Below are 16,123 nucleotides of genomic sequence, written 5' to 3'. Positions count from 1 at the left end.
TGCTTTTAAAACAACGGGGAGCCGAAAGGCGATATCACCCATAACGAGGAAATAAAAACTATGGCAAAGAAAGTTCAGGCCTACGTTAAGTTGCAAGTTGCAGCTGGTATGGCAAACCCTTCTCCACCGGTTGGTCCTGCATTAGGTCAACAAGGTGTGAATATTATGGAATTCTGTAAAGCATTCAACGCGCGTACTGAAAGCATTGAAAAAGGTTTACCGATTCCGGTTGTAATCACTGTATATGCAGACCGTTCTTTTACTTTTATCACTAAAACTCCTCCGGCAGCAGTATTATTGAAAAAAGCAGCTGGTATTAAATCTGGTTCAGGTAAACCGAACAAAGATAAAGTGGGTAAAGTAACTCGTCAACAAGTCCGTGAAATTGCAGAACTTAAAGCGGCTGATATGACTGGTGCAACAATTGAAACTAAGATGAAATCTATTGAAGGTACTGCACGTTCAATGGGCTTGGTAGTGGAGGACTAATCAATGGCAAAACTAACCAAACGCATGAAAGCAATCAAAGCAGCAGTAGATTCAACTAAAGCATACGAAATCAACGAAGCAGTTGCTTTATTAAAACAATTAGCAACAGCGAAATTCGTTGAAAGCGTTGATGTGGCTGTAAACTTAGGTATTGATGCACGTAAATCAGACCAAAACGTTCGTGGTGCTACTGTATTACCACACGGAACAGGTCGTTCTGTACGCGTTGCAGTATTTACACAAGGTGCAAATGCTGAAGCGGCTAAAGAAGCTGGTGCTGATTTAGTAGGTATGGAAGATTTAGCAGATCAAGTGAAAAAAGGCGAAATGAACTTCGACGTAGTTATCGCTTCTCCGGATGCGATGCGTGTTGTCGGTCAATTAGGTCAAATCCTTGGTCCACGTGGTTTAATGCCAAACCCTAAAGTGGGTACTGTAACTCCAAATGTTGCAGAAGCTGTTAAGAATGCAAAATCCGGTCAGGTTCGTTACCGTAATGATAAAAACGGTATCATCCACACTACTATCGGTAAAGCAAACTTTGAAGCTGATCAAATCAAAGAAAACTTACAAGCATTGTTGGCTGCATTAAACAAAGCAAAACCAAGCACAGCGAAAGGTGTTTACATCAAGAAAGTAAGCCTTTCAACAACTATGGGTGCTGGTGTTGAAATCGATCAAAGCAGCTTATAATCTGCTTTACTTTGTCGTAGGTTATCTCTATAATCTACGACCTTAACTTTTTAGTAAGATTCTGGTTGGTGCTTGACCTATTCAAGCCTCATCCAAGACCGTAGGGGAAAGCAATTTCTTAATTATCCTACGTAGATGGTGTACAGATAAGAATTTTTCTGCTTCTGGCACCGAAATTCGTCCCTTTCTGTTAAGTTGTCAGATAGGGTTTTTTATGTCTAGGAAACTAGATTGATGTATTTCAGGAGCTAAAAGCCAATGGCATTAAATCTTCAAGATAAACAAGCAGTTGTTGCTGAAGTAAGCGAAGTTGCCAAGGGTGCGTTATCTGCTGTTGTTGCCGATTCTCGCGGTGTAACAGTAGACAAAATGACTGAATTACGTAAATCAGCTCGTGAAGCTGGCGTGTATATGCGTGTTGTACGTAATACTTTATTACGTCGTGCCGTAGAAGGTAGCGCATTTGAATGCATGAAAGATACGTTTAAAGGTCCGACTCTTATCGCATTCTCTAACGAACATCCAGGTGCTGCAGCACGTTTGTTCAAAGAATTTGCTAAAGCAAACGATAAGTTCGAAATTAAAGGCGCAGCCTTTGAAGGTGAGTTCATCGAAGCAAAAGCTATCGATCGTCTAGCAACTCTACCAACATACGAAGAAGCAATTGCACGTTTAATGGGTACAATGAAAGAAGCTGCGGCTGGAAAACTTGTACGTACTATTGCGGCGATTCGCGATCAAAAAGAAGCTGCTTAATATTAGCGGTTTATTGGTTTAAAACTTTTACTTATTTTAGGAAACGATTGTTATGTCATTAACTAACGAACAAATCATTGAAGCAATTGCTGAAAAATCAGTAATGGAAATTGTAGAACTTATCTCTGCAATGGAAGAAAAATTCGGTGTTTCTGCAGCGGCAGCAGCAGTAGCAGTAGCAGCAGGCGGTGACGCAGCGGCAGCAGAAGAAAAAACTGAATTTGATGTTGTATTAGCAGAAGCTGGTGCAAACAAAGTTGCAGTAATTAAAGCAGTTCGTAGCGCAACTGGTTTAGGATTAAAAGAAGCTAAAGACTTAGTTGAATCTGCACCTGCAACCTTGAAAGAAGGTCTTGCTAAAGCAGAAGCTGAAGCTCTTAAGAAAGATCTAGAAGAAGCTGGTGCGAAAGTTGAAATTAAATAATTGATATTATTTGATTTTTAGCAAAAATGGCTGGTGATTTTATCATCAGCCATTTTGTGCCTTTCAGAAACTATGAGAAATTACCGTTTAACGCTCATAGTTGTAGTGAAAATGAAGTCAGTGATGACGGAATTTAAGTTATTGTTTTTTATATAAAACAATCCTAACGGTATCAATTTTACACTGCCACCTTGTATAATACAGCGAGAGTGTGTGGATTGTGGGTCTGAACAGCAAGCAGAGGAACCTATGGTTTACTCCTATACCGAGAAAAAACGTATTCGTAAAGACTTCGGCAAACGTCCGCAAGTTCTAAATATCCCTTATTTATTAACTATCCAAATAGACTCTTTCGAGAAGTTTATCCAGAAAGATCCTGAAGGTCAGCAAGGTTTAGAGGCTGCATTCCGTTCAGTATTTCCAATTGTGAGCAACAATGGTAATACTGAGTTGCAATATGTAGATTATAAGTTAGGTGAGCCTGTATTTGATGTTAGAGAATGCCAAATTCGAGGCACAACTTATGCAGCGCCATTACGTGTGAAACTACGCCTTGTTAGCTATGACAAAGATGCTGCACCCGGCACAGTAAAAGACATAAAAGAACAAGATGTGTATATGGGTGAAATTCCATTGATGACCGATAATGGTACATTTGTGATCAATGGAACAGAGCGTGTTATTGTTTCTCAGTTACACCGTAGTCCGGGCGTATTCTTTGATAGCGACAAAGGTAAAACACATTCTTCAGGAAAAATTTTATATAACGCACGAATTATTCCTTATCGTGGTTCGTGGTTAGATTTTGAATTTGATCCGAAAGATAATCTCTTTGCGCGTATTGACCGCCGCCGTAAATTGCCGGCAACAATCATTTTGCGTGCATTAGGTTATACAACCGAAGAAATTTTAAATTTATTCTTCGAAAAAATTGTATTTGAAATTAAAGATAATCAATTATTAATGACCTTAGTTCCGGACAGATTGCGTGGTGAAACCGCAACATTTGATATCGAAGCTAATGGTAAAGTGTATGTCGAACGTGGTCGCCGTATTACTGCGCGTCATATTCGTCAATTAGAGAAAGATGGTGTTACTCAGGTTGTTGTTCCACCGGAATACATTGTTGGCAAAGTTGCCGCTAAAGATTATGTAGATTTAACCACTGGCGATATTATTTGTCCGGCAAATGCGGAATTAAGTTTAGAATTATTGGCGAATTTAAGCCAAGCCGGTTATAACACGATCGAAACCCTATTCACCAATGATCTTGATTATGGTCCATATATTTCAGAAACATTAAGAGTAGATCCATCTTACGATCGTCTTAGTGCTTTAGTTGAAATTTATCGTATGATGCGTCCGGGTGAGCCGCCTACAAAAGAAGCGGCGGAAGGATTATTTGATAATCTCTTCTTCTCATCAGATCGTTACGATCTTTCTGCGGTCGGACGTATGAAATTTAACCGTTCTTTAGATATCCCTGAAGGCGAAGGCACAGGTATCCTAAGTAAAGAAGATATTATCCTTGTAATGAAGAAATTAATCGACATTCGTAACGGTCGAGGTGAAGTGGATGATATTGACCATTTAGGAAATCGTCGTATCCGTTCAGTGGGCGAAATGGCAGAAAACCAATTCCGTATCGGTTTGGTACGTGTTGAACGTGCGGTTAAAGAACGTCTTTCATTAGGCGATCTTGATTCTGTTACTCCGCAGGATTTAATCAATGCGAAACCAATTTCAGCAGCGGTTAAAGAATTCTTTGGTTCATCACAGCTTTCTCAGTTTATGGATCAAAACAACCCGCTTTCAGAAGTTACTCATAAACGCCGTATTTCTGCATTAGGTCCGGGTGGTTTAACCCGTGAACGTGCCGGCTTTGAAGTGCGTGACGTTCACGCAACTCACTATGGTCGTGTTTGTCCGATCGAAACCCCTGAAGGTCCGAATATCGGTTTGATTAACTCATTATCCGTTTATGCGCGTACCAATGATTACGGTTTCTTAGAAACACCATATCGTAAAGTAGTTAACGGTCAGGTAACTGAAGAAATTGAATATTTGTCTGCAATTGAAGAAGGTAATTATGTTATTGCGCAGGCAAACTCTAATTTGGATGAAAATTTCCGCTTTACCGATACTTTCGTTACTGCACGTGGTGAGCACGGTGAGTCCGGGTTATATCGTCCGGAAGAGATCCAATATATGGATATTTCAACCCAACAGATCGTATCTGTTGCGGCAGCGTTGATTCCGTTCCTAGAGCACGATGATGCGAACCGTGCTTTGATGGGAGCGAACATGCAACGTCAAGCAGTGCCTACATTAAGATCCGATAAACCGTTAGTCGGTACCGGTATTGAAAAAGCGGTTGCGGTGGATTCCGGGGTAACAGTGGTTGCTAAACGTGGTGGTTATATTCAATACATTGATGCTTCTCGTATCGTGGTTAAAGTAAATGAAGATGAAACCATTCCGGGTGAAGCTGGTATTGATATTTATAATTTAACTAAATACACCCGTTCAAACCAAAATACCTGTATTAACCAAGTGCCTTGTGTTTCTTTAGGTGAACCTATCGGACGCGGCGAAGTGTTGGCAGACGGTCCGTCAACTGACTTAGGTGAATTGGCATTAGGTCAGAATATGCGTGTGGCGTTTATGCCTTGGAACGGTTATAACTTCGAAGACTCAATGTTAGTTTCCGAACGTGTGGTTCAGGAAGATCGTTTCACCACTATTCATATTCAGGAACTTTCCTGTATTGCTCGTGATACGAAATTAGGTGCGGAAGAAATCACTGCGGATATTCCGAATGTCGGCGAAGCAGCATTAAGCAAACTGGATGAATCCGGTATCGTTTATATCGGTGCAGAAGTAAAAGGCGGCGATATTCTTGTAGGTAAAGTGACACCAAAAGGTGAAACACAACTTACGCCTGAAGAAAAATTATTACGTGCTATCTTCGGTGAAAAAGCGTCTGATGTAAAAGATTCTTCATTACGTGTACCGAACAGCACCACAGGTACTGTTATCGATGTCCAAGTGTTTACACGCGACGGTGTAGAAAAAGATAAACGTGCGTTAGAAATCGAAGAAATGCAGTTAAAACAAGCGAAGAAAGATTTAACTGCGGAATTGGATATTCTTGAAGCCGGTTTATTTACTCGCGTGCGTAATTTATTGTTGGCGAACGGATTTAGCGCCGATAAGCTTGAACAGATGGATCGTATGAAATGGCTTGAACAATCTCTTGCAGATGAAGAGAAACAAGCTCAGTTGGAACAGCTTTCCGAACAGTTGGATGAGTTACGCAAAGAATTTGATCATAAATTAGAGGTTAAACGTAATAAGATTATCCAAGGTGATGATCTTGCACCGGGCGTGTTGAAAGTCGTCAAAGTATATCTTGCGGTGAAACGTCAAATTCAGCCGGGAGATAAAATGGCAGGTCGCCACGGTAACAAAGGGGTTATCTCTAAGATTAATCCGATTGAAGATATGCCATATGATGAAAACGGACAACCGGTGGATATCGTGTTGAACCCATTAGGGGTACCATCTCGTATGAATATCGGTCAGATCTTGGAAACCCACTTAGGCTTTGCGGCAAAAGGTATCGGTGATCAAATTAACCGTATGATCAAAGAGAAACAGGAAGTTGCCAAATTACGTGAATATATCCAAAAAGCGTATGACTTAGGTGATGCTTGTCAAAAAGTGGATCTCAGCACCTTTACTGATGAAGAAGTGATGCGTTTGGCGCAAAACTTGCGTAAAGGCTTGCCTCTTGCAACGCCGGTGTTTGATGGTGCGGAAGAGAAAGAGATTAAAGGCTTGTTGGAATTAGCAGGTTTACCAACTTCCGGACAGATTACACTTTATGACGGTCGTACCGGTGAGAAATTTGAGCGTCCGGTAACTGTAGGTTATATGTATATGCTCAAATTGAACCACTTAGTTGACGATAAAATGCACGCTCGTTCAACCGGTTCTTATAGTCTTGTTACACAACAACCTCTTGGTGGTAAAGCACAATTCGGTGGCCAACGTTTCGGTGAAATGGAAGTTTGGGCATTGGAAGCATACGGTGCTGCCTATACCTTACAAGAGATGTTGACGGTTAAATCGGATGACGTGAACGGTCGTACCAAGATGTATAAAAATATCGTTGACGGTACTCACCAAATGGATCCGAGTATGCCTGAATCATTTAATGTATTGCTTAAAGAAATTCGTTCTTTGGCAATTAATATTGATTTGGACGACGAACAAGCTGAATAATCAAGTTCAAAATTAGCCCAAGTGCGGTATAAGCCGCACTTGAATTAAGTTTAACTCCGATGGGAGCAAATCTGTGAAAGACTTAGTTAAGTTTTTAAAAACACAATCTAAATCAAGAGAAGATTTTGATGTGATCAAAATCGGTTTGGCTTCACCAGATATGATTCGTTCGTGGTCATATGGGGAAGTAAAAAAACCGGAAACAATCAATTACCGTACTTTTAAACCGGAACGTGACGGTCTATTCTGTGCGCGTATTTTCGGGCCGGTCAAAGACTACGAATGTTTATGTGGAAAATATAAACGTTTAAAACATCGTGGTGTGATTTGTGAAAAATGTGGTGTTGAAGTTACTCAAGCTAAAGTTCGTCGTGAACGTATGGGACATATTGAACTGGCTTCACCTGTCGCACATATTTGGTTCTTAAAATCGTTGCCATCCCGTATCGGTTTATTATTGGATATGCCGTTGCGTGATATTGAACGCGTGCTTTATTTTGAATCTTATATTGTTATTGAAGCAGGAATGACCGATTTAGAAAAAGGTCAGTTGCTTACAGAAGAACAATTCTTAGAAGCGGAAGAGCGTTGGGGCGATGAATTTGAAGCGAAGATGGGTGCGGAAGCTATTCAAGCCTTACTTCGTGATATGGATCTTGAACATCAATGTGAAACATTGCGCGAAGAGTTACAAGAAACTAATTCAGAAACCAAACGTAAAAAAATTACTAAACGCTTGAAATTATTGGAAGCATTTATTCAATCCGGCAACAAACCGGAATGGATGGTGTTGACCGTATTGCCGGTATTGCCACCGGATTTACGTCCATTAGTTCCGCTTGACGGTGGTCGTTTTGCGACATCTGATTTGAACGATTTATATCGTCGCGTGATCAACCGTAACAATCGTTTAAAACGTTTATTAGATCTTATTGCGCCGGACATCATCGTGCGTAATGAAAAACGTATGTTGCAAGAATCTGTTGATGCATTGTTGGATAACGGTCGTCGCGGTCGTGCAATCACAGGTTCAAATAAACGCCCATTAAAATCATTAGCGGATATGATCAAAGGTAAACAAGGTCGTTTCCGTCAGAACTTGTTGGGTAAACGTGTTGACTATTCCGGTCGTTCTGTAATTACAGTAGGGCCATACTTACACTTGCATCAATGCGGTTTACCGAAAAAAATGGCATTGGAATTATTCCGTCCATTTATCTATGCAAAATTAGAAAGCCGTGGTTTGGCATCAACCATTAAAGCAGCGAAGAAAATGGTTGAACGTGAAGATGCGATTGTTTGGGATATTTTGGCAGAAGTTATTCGCGAACATCCAATCCTTCTTAACCGTGCACCGACTTTGCACCGTTTAGGTATTCAGGCATTTGAGCCGATTTTGATTGAAGGTAAAGCGATTCAATTACACCCGTTAGTTTGTGCGGCGTTCAACGCGGACTTCGATGGTGACCAAATGGCGGTTCACGTACCATTAACGTTGGAAGCACAGTTGGAAGCGCGTGCGTTAATGATGTCTACCAATAACATTTTATCTCCGGCAAACGGTGATCCGATTATCGTTCCGTCACAAGACGTGGTATTGGGGCTTTACTATATGACCCGTGAAAAAGTGAACGGTAAAGGCGAAGGAATGTTGTTGCAAGATCCACGCGAAGCTGAAAAAGCGTATCGTACTGGGCGTGCGGAACTTCACTCTCGTGTCAAAGTGCGTATTACCGAATATGAGAAGAATGAAAACGGTGAATTTGAAGCAAAAACCACATTGACAGATACCACAGTCGGTCGAGCTATTTTATGGATGATTGCTCCGAAAGGTATGCCATTTAGCTTATTTAATCAAACATTAGGTAAGAAACAGATTTCTAAATTGATCAACGAAAGTTATCGCCGTTTGGGAATGAAAGACAGTGTGATCTTTGCTGACCAAATTATGTATACTGGTTTTGCTTATGCAGCACGATCAGGTTCATCAGTTGGTATTGACGATATGGTTATTCCGGAGAAGAAATATGAAATTATCTCTTCTGCCGAAGAAGAAGTTGCTGAAATTCAAGAACAATTTAACTCAGGTTTGGTAACTGCCGGTGAACGTTACAACAAAGTGATTGATATTTGGGCGGCAGCTAACGAACGTGTTGCCAAAGCGATGATGGAAAACCTTTCAACAGAAGAAGTAGTCAATCGTCAAGGAGAGTTAGAAAAACAAGCATCATTTAACAGCATCTTTATGATGGCTGATTCCGGTGCGCGTGGTTCTGCGGCGCAGATTCGTCAGCTTGCCGGTATGCGTGGTTTGATGGCTCGTCCGGATGGTTCGATCATTGAAACCCCGATTACAGCAAACTTCCGTGAAGGTTTGAACGTATTGCAGTACTTTATTTCAACCCACGGTGCGCGTAAAGGTTTGGCGGATACCGCATTAAAAACGGCAAACTCAGGTTACTTGACTCGTCGTTTGGTTGATGTGGCACAAGATTTAGTCGTTGTTGAAGATGACTGTGGTACTCACGAAGGTATCGTGATGACCCCATTAATCGAAGGCGGTGATGAAAAAGTCAGCTTGAAAGAGTTGGTGTTGGGGCGTGTAACAGCAGAAGATGTGTTGCAACCGGGTACAGAACAAGTATTAATCCCTCGTAATACACTATTAGATGAAAAATGGTGTGAAGTGATTGATAAATACTCTGTAGACAGCATTAAAGTGCGTTCTGTTGTAACTTGTGATACTGATTTCGGTGTTTGTGCGAAATGTTACGGACGCGATCTTGCACGTGGTCACTTAATTAACCAAGGTGAAGCAATCGGTGTTATCGCAGCACAATCTATCGGTGAACCGGGTACACAGTTGACAATGCGTACTTTCCATATCGGTGGTGCGGCTTCTGCGGCAGCGAAAGAATCAAGCATTCAGGTTAAAAATACCGGTACTATCCGTTTAACCAATGCGAAATTCGTAACTAATCACGAAGGTAAATTGGTGATTACTTCACGTAATACCGAATTAACCGTGATCGATACTTTCGGACGTACTAAAGAGCATTATAAATTGCCATACGGTTCTGTGTTAAGCAAAGCGAACGGCGATGAAATTACCGCCGGTGAAACCGTAGCTAACTGGGATCCGCATACAATGCCGGTTGTTTCAGAAGCGCAAGGTTTCGTGAAATTTGTTGATATCGTTGATGGCCTAACCGTAACTCGTCAAACTGATGAATTGACCGGTTTGTCTTCTATTGTTGTTCAAGATGTCGGTGAACGTGCGACAGCAGGTAAAGATCTGCGTCCGGCATTGAAATTAGTAGATGCTCAAGGCAATGATGTCTTAATTCCGGGTACAGATGTTGCAGCGCAATACTTCCTACCGGGTAAAGCTATTGTGACATTAGATGACAATGCCGAAGTGAATATCGGGGACTCTTTAGCACGTATTCCACAAGAATCATCAGGTACTAAAGATATTACCGGTGGTCTTCCACGTGTTGCAGACTTGTTTGAAGCGCGTAAACCGAAAGAACCGGCAATCCTTGCAGAAATTTCTGGGGTAGTTTCATTCGGTAAAGAAACCAAAGGTAAACGCCGTTTGGTTATTACACCGAACGAAGGCGAAGCACACGAAGAGATGATTCCTAAATGGCGTCAACTTAACGTGTTTGAAGGTGAAATGGTTCAACGTGGGGATATTATTTCTGATGGTCCGGAATCACCACACGATATTTTACGCTTACGCGGTGTTCGTGCGGTTACTGAATATATCGTTAATGAAGTTCAAGACGTTTACCGCTTACAAGGGGTAAAAATTAACGATAAACATATCGAAGTTATCGTGCGCCAAATGTTGCGTAAGTGCATCATCACAAACCCATACGACTCTGAATTCCTTGAAGGAGAACAGGTTGAAGTGGCTCGTGTGAAAGTGGTGAACCGTAAACGTGCGGAAGAGGGTAAACCGTTAGTAGAATTCCAACGTGAATTGCTTGGTATCACTAAAGCGTCATTGGCAACAGAATCCTTTATCTCTGCGGCATCGTTCCAAGAAACAACACGTGTCCTTACTGAAGCAGCAGTTGCCGGTAAACGTGATGAGTTACGCGGCTTAAAAGAAAACGTGATTGTTGGACGCTTAATTCCTGCGGGAACAGGTTTTGCCTACCACCAAAGCAAAGCGAAAAAACGCGCTGCGGCGGCTAATAACGGCAATGAATTGGTAACGGAAGAACCAACCATTACTGCGGAAGAAGCGACAGCGAACTTGGCAGAAATGCTCAATATGGTAGAAGATTAATTTAACTCTGCTGCTAATTTCTAGTAAAAATACCGAATGGAGCAATCCGTTCGGTATTTTTTTATGCCGTTCAAATAATATTTAAATTTATAGAGCAGTATATAAAATGTTGCTTTATAATTTCTAATCTGTAAAAACTATGTTTTTTCCTATCACTAAATATATTAAGCACTGAGTAATCCGTTTGGGAGTTTTTGATGAAGTTAGTATTAATTGATTATGAAAATGTTCAGCCGGAAACGATAAATATTTTGTTACCGGAAGAGAGTTTTGTTGTGGTGTGTGTCGGGGTAAAACAGAAGATGTTACCGTTAGAGTTAGTAAAATCGCTAATTCATTTTGGACAGAATTGTCAAATTATTGAGAGTTATGGAGTAGGTAAAAATGCATTAGATTTTATTATTATCGACACAATGGCAAGGATTACAACAGAACGACACTTCGATGAGCTTTATATTGTATCCAAAGATAAAGGGTTTGATTCTATTATTTCTCATTATTTAACTTTAAAACGAGTTGCCTTTGCTAAACGTGTTGATGATATTGAAGAATTAAATTCGTTAAGAGTAGAGAATAATGTAATCTCAGATAGATTATCTCTTCCGTTATTAACTTCTCCTTGTGCTCTTATAGCACCGAACCCTACAAAGGTAAGTTCAGAGGAACGTTCATACCCTACCAGCATTGAACAAGCTATCCTTAAAGTCCAACAACAGCTTATAAAAATTAGTGTGAAATCTATTCATTCCATACCGAAAAAAGAAAAAAGTCGTCTAAATTGGATAAAAAACGTGTTAAAAGAGGAAGATTTATCGGATAAACAGATAAAATTTATTATGGAACAGGTAAATTTTCCAGAGAACACTTTAATATCATATATTAAACGTGCCGTAACTCATTTACAGACAATAGAGAAAAAACATTATCCAAAAACACTAGAAAAACGGATAAATTGGTTAAAGAATTTCTTTAAAAAAGAAACGTTGTCGGAACAGAATATTAAAGAAATTGCTTTAAAATTGTTCAAATAAAAAATCCCCTTGCTACACAAGGGGAATTTCAACTACTCATTAATCAAACGATAAATTTCAGGATCTTTGCGATCTAAATAGTGGAAGGATTGAATACGGCGGATGGTGCGTGAATGTCCGCGAATCAGCAAGGTTTCAGTGGTAGCAACATCACCTTTACGATGAACACCTTTTAACAAGTCGCCGTGCGTAATGCCGGTGGCGGAGAAAACCAAATTATCATCACGAACAAGCTGATCCAAGGTGAGGACTTTATTTACCTCTACTCCCATTTCCTGACAACGGCGGCGTTCGCTTTCGGCAAAAGCACGATTTTCCTCACTGTCGCCTTTCACCACCTCTCTGGTTAACAGGCGCGCTTGAATATCACCGCCCAATGCACGAATACCGGCGGCAGCGACCACACCTTCCGGCGCACCACCGATACAATACATCATATCCACACCGGTATCCGGCAAACAACATAAAAGCGCCGCAGCAACATCCCCATCCGGAATCGCCAATACTTTTACGCCGAGCTGTTGCATTTTATAAATCACGGTTTGATGACGAGGTTTATCCAGTGTTACCACAGTAAGTTGAGAAAGTAGTTTCCCCATTTTAGAGGCAACACGGCGTAAGTTTTGTTCCAATGGCAGATTGAGATCAATCATTCCTTTCACCTCAGGACCAACCACCAATTTTTCCATATACATATCCGGCGCGCGTAAGAAAGTTTTCTTACCACCGGCAGCCAACACCGCAATAGCATTTGCCTGCCCCATTGCCACCATACGAGTTCCCTCAATAGGATCGACCGCGATCGCAATATCTTCTTCATTACCGCCTTTGCCTAATTTCTCACCAATATAGAGCATAGGTGCTTCATCGATTTCACCCTCACCAATGACGATCTCACCGTTCATTTCGATCTGATTCAACATTGTGCGCATTGCTTTTACTGCGGCAGCATCAGCTGCATTTTTATCACCACGCCCTAACCAAGCAAAACCGGCAAGCGCAGCTGCTTCCGTAACACGAGAAAATTCGATAGCCAATGCTCTTTTCATATACTTTCCTTATTGAGTTAACCAAAAAATTGCCCCATTCTAGCACCTAGCAAACGTTTGCTTAAATGATTTATTAAAGTTTTTTAATTTCTTCACAGCACAACAGATAAAGCCTTGCGCAATAGCGGCGAGCTTTCAATCATTTAGAAGGTTTTTGATGAAATAAGGCGCTATCTAGGATAGAATGTTATCCATTCTGATGTATTGGACAACAAATGAGGAATAATAATTATGTCTTTAGAAATTTTAGATCAACTTGAAGCCAAAATTAAACAAGCGGTTGAAACCATTCAACTGCTTCAAATGGAAATTGAAGAATTGAAAGAGCAAAAGGCAAATGTCGAACAAGCGAATCAAGCGCTTCAATCTGAAAAAGATCAACTTAATGCTGAAAATGCGCAATTAAAAGAAGAACAACAACGTTGGCAAGAACGTTTACGTTCATTAATCGGTCAAATTGAAAACGTTTAATTTGTTTTATTCCACAGTTTGATGAAACCCCATAAACCTCGCGGATTATGGGGTTTTTTAGTACCAGTTACAAACTGACCGGCATTGGGTGACTATGTTTCGATAAAATATTCCATTAAAAAAGCTAAGACCTTTAAGATCTTAGCTTTTGTTATCGCGGAACTTCTTATTTAGCTCAATTAAAACTGAATATTCAAACCAGCCTGATAATTAAGCTGACGTTTTTCATCTCTATTTAAAGAGCGTAAATACTCAATATTCATAAAGAGCGAAATATTATTGGTAAAGTAATATCTAGCGTTGCCGGAGATAGCCGCACTATCTTTAGCAAATTTATCTAGAATTACCGTGTTATCCATTGTTAAACGATCAAAATCACGCAAGTTCTTCACTAATCTTAAATTAGATGAGAAAGCAAATTTTTCAATGCGATATTGTGTACCAATATTCATTAACGCATTAATGTTGTGTTCGCTAATCTTATCTACCGCGATTTGTGCCACTGACATCGCAGAATAGTGATGGTAACTTTCTTGTAATCCGAGATCAGCATAAACAGTCCAATTTGAATTCATTGGATAGCGATAACCTAATAACTGCTCAGCAGAAGCGATATAACCGTGTTGTTTATATTTTTCTTTATCCGCATTCTTGAATTTATGTGTTACTCGTCCAACACTCATCACGGCTTGAGCATACCAATTATCCCAGTTATAGAGATAATAGCCATTAACAGAAGCCATTTCAGAAGTGACTTTACCTGAATAACAACGCAAGCCTAATTGGCAATTAATATAGTTATCCACGGAGTTTTGTGTTTTAGAGTAAGTCGCAGATAAACCCGCTACCATATTTTTTGTCGTGATGACATCCTTACCGATAGATAAAATTTGGCTATTTTGTCTTAGGTTAAGGAAATGATCACCTTTCACACGATTGTGCGCATAAGCAACATTCACCCAATAATCTAAATGATTTTGACGATCCCATAATGGTGTGTTCGGATTACGGCGAGCGTAATCTAAATGCAATTCAGATAAATATTGGCTGATATAAGGCAGAGAAGCCAATAATGTTGCATTATTATTCAAAATACGTTGCAGTTGTGATGCCGGTACATCCGATGTTACTGAGGATGTTGCAACAGGGCTGTTATCTGCTGTTTCCTCAGCCACATTAGCAGCTGTTACAACGCTGTTAGTTTCAGCAACAGGTTGAGTTGCTACGACATTGTTAGTTTCTGTAGAAGCAGTATCTACAGAAGAATCTTCAATATAACCACCTGCATTTCTTCTATTACGAGGTTTTGCTGAATCTTTGTTGGTAGTGAGTTGTTCTTCAACCACAGGTTGAGTTGCTACTTCAGGTTGATCTTCAACAACAGGTTGGTTTGCGACCACCGGTTGAGTTTCAACAACAGGTTGGTTCGCAACCACAGGTTGAGTTTCAACAGCAGGTTGGTTCGTAACCACAGGTTGAGTTTCAACAACAGGTTGGTTTGTAACCACAGGTTGAGTTTCAACAACAGGTTGGTTTGTAACCACCGGTTGAGTTTCAACAACAGGTTGGTTTGTAACCACCGGTTGAGTTTCAACAACAGGTTGGTTTGCAACCACCGGTTGAGTTTCAACAGCAGGTTGGTTTGCAACCACCGGTTGAACTTCAGCAGCAGGTTGGTTTGCAACCACCGGTTGAACTTCAGCAGCAGGTTGGTTTGCTACTTCAGGTTGAGTTTCAGCAGCAGGTTGGTTTGCAACCACCGGTTGAGTTTCAGCAACAGGTTGGTTTGCGACCACAGGTTGAGTTTCAACAACAGGTTGAGTTTCAGCCACAGGTTGAGCTTCAACAGCAGGTTGGTTCGCAACCACAGGTTGATCTTCAACAGCAGGTTGGTTTGCAACCATATTGTGAGTTTCTGTAGGAGCAGTATCTACAGCAGAATCTTCAACTACAGGCTGATCTTCAGTAACAGGCTGAGATTCTGCAACAGATTGCGCTTCAACAGATAAATCAGTTGAAGCAACACTGCGATCTTTACCCATTGTTGGTGCAGGTTGTGTGGTTTCTGGTTCAGCGATCACCACAGGACTAACCTTGTCATCTTGTTTGATGTAAGAAGAGGTTAAATACCAGTCGGATTGATCATCCGCGCCGATTCCACCGTGCGTCAACATATACTGATATAAACCGGCAGTCACATCTTTTGCCAGATACAGCGAGCCACCATTTTCTTTATTTGGGTTCAGATCGATAATTTTAATGCCGGCTTTGGTTTCCGCACCGCGAGAAAGTGCGCGGTTTTCAATATAAAGTGCAGCATTTAATAAAGAATTACCGTGAATTTGAATTTGGGGCTGAAGTAGATTAGCGTTAAATCTGACACCATTTCCGCAGGATTTTGAGCTGTTGAGATGGTGTCCCATAGTTGAAACGAAACTCACATTCTTTCAAAAAAAGAGGGAAAGATTTTCGATCAATTCCATTATACTTTCTTAGCACACGCTTTGCTTGATTCCAAAAATTCTCTATCCCATTAATGTGATTTCGCCGCTCAGCAAAATGAGTACTGTGGTTAATTCTATAGTGCGTAAACTCACTAACATCTAGCACATCATAGCTATGA

The 16,123-nt window shown here is 40.7% G+C and carries 11 protein-coding genes; 8 read left to right on the top strand and 3 right to left on the bottom strand.

Going from position 1 to position 16,123, the window contains the following annotated elements; genetic code table 11:
• The first annotated feature begins 60 nt into the window (after positions 1 to 60).
• From rplK to A3EO_RS0105505, 7 genes are all read left to right on the top strand, one after another.
• A complete protein-coding gene (gene rplK, locus A3EO_RS0105535) occupies positions 61 to 489 on the top strand; it encodes a 50S ribosomal protein L11 (RefSeq protein WP_018346337.1) in 429 nt (142 codons plus the stop codon).
• Between the two features lie 3 nt (positions 490 to 492).
• Complete coding sequence (rplA, locus tag A3EO_RS0105530) at positions 493 to 1,182, top strand: 50S ribosomal protein L1 (RefSeq protein WP_018346336.1); 690 nt, start codon at positions 493 to 495, stop codon at positions 1,180 to 1,182.
• Between the two features lie 258 nt (positions 1,183 to 1,440).
• On the top strand, positions 1,441 to 1,938 hold the full coding sequence (gene rplJ / locus A3EO_RS0105525) for a 50S ribosomal protein L10 (RefSeq protein WP_013746164.1): 498 nt from the start codon (positions 1,441 to 1,443) through the stop codon (positions 1,936 to 1,938).
• Positions 1,939 to 1,990: 52 nt separating this feature from the next.
• Positions 1,991 to 2,362, top strand: coding sequence for a 50S ribosomal protein L7/L12 (gene rplL / locus A3EO_RS0105520; RefSeq protein WP_013746165.1), 372 nt, complete (start codon positions 1,991 to 1,993; stop codon positions 2,360 to 2,362).
• 249 nt (positions 2,363 to 2,611) lie between these two features.
• Positions 2,612 to 6,649, top strand: a complete 4,038-nt coding sequence (rpoB, locus tag A3EO_RS0105515; protein WP_013746166.1) for a DNA-directed RNA polymerase subunit beta — start codon at positions 2,612 to 2,614, stop codon at positions 6,647 to 6,649.
• A 73-nt stretch (positions 6,650 to 6,722) separates the two neighbouring features.
• Positions 6,723 to 10,949 (top strand): DNA-directed RNA polymerase subunit beta', encoded by a 4,227-nt coding sequence (gene rpoC / locus A3EO_RS0105510; protein ID WP_018346335.1) that lies wholly within the window; start codon positions 6,723 to 6,725, stop codon positions 10,947 to 10,949.
• Positions 10,950 to 11,146: 197 nt separating this feature from the next.
• On the top strand, positions 11,147 to 11,980 hold the full coding sequence (locus A3EO_RS0105505) for a PIN domain-containing protein (RefSeq protein ID WP_018346334.1): 834 nt from the start codon (positions 11,147 to 11,149) through the stop codon (positions 11,978 to 11,980).
• 32 nt (positions 11,981 to 12,012) lie between these two features.
• On the opposite strand, the gene glpX is transcribed toward A3EO_RS0105505, so the two are convergent.
• Positions 12,013 to 13,029, bottom strand: coding sequence for a class II fructose-bisphosphatase (glpX, locus tag A3EO_RS0105500; RefSeq protein ID WP_018346333.1), 1,017 nt, complete (start codon positions 13,027 to 13,029; stop codon positions 12,013 to 12,015).
• Between the two features lie 231 nt (positions 13,030 to 13,260).
• Between glpX and zapB the strand changes: the two genes are divergently transcribed.
• On the top strand, positions 13,261 to 13,500 hold the full coding sequence (gene zapB, locus A3EO_RS0105495) for a cell division protein ZapB (RefSeq protein WP_013746170.1): 240 nt from the start codon (positions 13,261 to 13,263) through the stop codon (positions 13,498 to 13,500).
• Between the two features lie 179 nt (positions 13,501 to 13,679).
• Here the strand turns inward: zapB and A3EO_RS0105490 are convergent, their stop codons facing one another.
• Together A3EO_RS0105490 and A3EO_RS13125 are read right to left on the bottom strand one after the other, a co-directional pair.
• A complete protein-coding gene (locus A3EO_RS0105490) occupies positions 13,680 to 15,941 on the bottom strand; it encodes an autotransporter domain-containing protein (protein ID WP_154647142.1) in 2,262 nt (753 codons plus the stop codon).
• Positions 15,871 to 16,123 (bottom strand): IS1595 family transposase (locus tag A3EO_RS13125; protein ID WP_018345855.1); only part of this gene is annotated, 253 nt, incomplete at its 5' end. The genes A3EO_RS0105490 and A3EO_RS13125, both read right to left, overlap by 71 nt.

The organism is Gallibacterium anatis DSM 16844 = F 149, from assembly GCF_000379785.1.
Lineage (GTDB): Bacteria > Pseudomonadota > Gammaproteobacteria > Enterobacterales > Pasteurellaceae > Gallibacterium > Gallibacterium anatis.
The sequence above is the reverse complement of the archived record's forward strand: the minus strand, read 5'-3'. Positions and strand labels throughout refer to the sequence as shown.

Coding starts and splice junctions, on each gene's coding strand:
- zapB (WP_013746170.1), top strand. CDS start 13,261: ATGTCTTTAGAAATTTTAGATCAACTTGAAGCCAAAATTAAACAAGCG.
- rplL (WP_013746165.1), top strand. CDS start 1,991: ATGTCATTAACTAACGAACAAATCATTGAAGCAATTGCTGAAAAATCA.
- rplK (WP_018346337.1), top strand. CDS start 61: ATGGCAAAGAAAGTTCAGGCCTACGTTAAGTTGCAAGTTGCAGCTGGT.
- A3EO_RS0105505 (WP_018346334.1), top strand. CDS start 11,147: ATGAAGTTAGTATTAATTGATTATGAAAATGTTCAGCCGGAAACGATA.
- rpoB (WP_013746166.1), top strand. CDS start 2,612: ATGGTTTACTCCTATACCGAGAAAAAACGTATTCGTAAAGACTTCGGC.
- rplJ (WP_013746164.1), top strand. CDS start 1,441: ATGGCATTAAATCTTCAAGATAAACAAGCAGTTGTTGCTGAAGTAAGC.
- glpX (WP_018346333.1), bottom strand. CDS start 13,029: ATGAAAAGAGCATTGGCTATCGAATTTTCTCGTGTTACGGAAGCAGCT.
- rplA (WP_018346336.1), top strand. CDS start 493: ATGGCAAAACTAACCAAACGCATGAAAGCAATCAAAGCAGCAGTAGAT.